The 1,849-nt window shown below is 50.1% G+C and carries 2 protein-coding genes; both read right to left on the bottom strand.

Annotated elements, in window-relative coordinates; translation table 11 throughout:
- Window positions 1-968 (bottom strand): phosphoribosylamine--glycine ligase (gene purD / locus Q0257_RS05460; protein WP_298022593.1); only part of this gene is annotated, 968 nt, incomplete at its 3' end.
- A 242-nt stretch (window positions 969-1,210) separates the two neighbouring features.
- Window positions 1,211-1,849: uroporphyrinogen-III synthase (locus tag Q0257_RS05455; protein ID WP_366517496.1), on the bottom strand; the 639-nt coding region annotated here is incomplete at its 5' end.

Below are 1,849 nucleotides of genomic sequence, written 5' to 3'. Positions count from 1 at the left end.
AATCGCTCTTTTAAGCTTATGCTACTTAGCTTGCCTACGGCGGCGTTGTATAAAATTTCGCTCAAGCTTCCGTCAATTAGCGGCATCAAAACTTCGCACTCCGGATCGCCGAAGCGGACGTTATACTCCAGCACGTAAGGCTCACCGTTCACAATCATAAGCCCCACGAACAGCACGCCGCAAAATGGCGCGCCCTGTTGCTTCATCCCTTTTAGCGTGGGTGCTACGATCTCGCTTTCTACTCTTTTTATCAGCGCGGCATCCGCTAGCGGGCTTGGCGCATAAGCTCCCATGCCGCCGGTGTTCGGGCCTAGATCGCCGTCAAGCAATTTTTTGTGATCCTGCGCTACGGGCAGACTTACGAAATTCTCCCCGTCGCAGATCGCAAAAAAACTCAGCTCGAAGCCCTCTAAAAACTCCTCCACGACGACGCACTTGCCCGCTTCGCCGAAGCTTTCGCCACTTAGCATATCCGCGGCGGCTTTTTTAGCTTCATCTTTGGAATTTGCGATGATGACGCCTTTGCCTGCGCACAGGCCGTCCGCTTTGACCACTATGCGGCCGTTTAGAGTATCGATAAATTTTAAAACTTCGGATAGATCGTCGCTGCTTAGAAATTTTGCGGTTTTGATATGATTTCGCGCTAGAAAGTCCTTCATATAGGCTTTAGAGCCCTCAAGCTTCGCCGCAGCGGCGCTGGGACCGAATATCGCGAGACCTTGCGCTTTGAAAATATCCACGATCCCTTTTGTAAGCGGCTCTTCGGCGCCCACGATAGTAAGAGCTACGTCGTTGTTTTTCGCAAAGAGCGCGAGTTCATCAAAATCTTTTAAATCTAAATTTTTACCAAGCGCCTTTGTAGCGCCGTTTCCCGGAGCAAAATACAGATTTAAAACGTTTTTATCCTCGCGAAGTCTTAGCCCGATCGCGTATTCTCTACCGCCGCCGCCGATTATTAGGATATTCAATGAAGCCTCCGTAACGTAAAAAACCCAAGTGAGCGTTGCGTAAAAAGAATCGGCTCAAACAAAGCCAATCTTGCAACTAGGAAAAATCTCTAGGTCGCAACCCGTAACTTTAAAAAAGCTCGAGCCGAGCCGCGTCACACGGACCTCTCACGTCGTCGCTTATACAAATATGTTGAACCCTCATATAAAACGCTCTCGCTTCACCCAGGCTTGGGCAAAATTATAGTCTAAATTTGCTTAAACTATGGCAAAAGCGCCAGATCGACGCAGGATTTTATCGACATTCTTTCGCAGATTATCGGCTCGCAAAACTCGCTCAAAACGCTCGCCGTCGTCCTGCCGATACAGATCGCCTTGTAGCCCCCGTCCCAGCCGAAATTTGCGGTAAAGCCACGAACGTTTTTAGGCGAGGTAAAAATCAGCGTACTGCCTTGCGGCGGCTTTGCGGCGGCAGGCAGGCTAAGAATGGAATTTTCATAGGCGATCACGCTTTGCAGCCGTACGCCGGCGCTAGATAGAATTTGCTCCAGCTTCGATACCGTCTGCCTCGCGCGCAGATACAGTGCGTCTCTGCCTTGCAAGAGCGGTGCGATCTCTACGGCAAACTCATTTCCGTGCCCGTGTAGCGCCACAAAAATATCGCGAAATCCAAACTCGCGCGCAGCCGCAGCGCACGGCTCGCCGATAGCGTAAACGGGCGTATCTAAATCAGGCAAAATTTCATTAAATTTTATCGCCGCCACCGCATTTTTGGAGGTAAAAATTAGCGCGCCCGTCTGCGCAGGCAGGCTAAATTTGAGAAATTTTATCTCGCAGACCGCAAGCTGCCTCACCTGCGGATGATCAAATTTCGTATTAGACACCAAATATATCAAAACGCC

It is taken from the genome of uncultured Campylobacter sp., from assembly GCF_938018035.1.
Classification (GTDB): domain Bacteria; phylum Campylobacterota; class Campylobacteria; order Campylobacterales; family Campylobacteraceae; genus Campylobacter_B.
The sequence above is the reverse complement of the archived record's forward strand: the minus strand, read 5'-3'. Positions and strand labels throughout refer to the sequence as shown.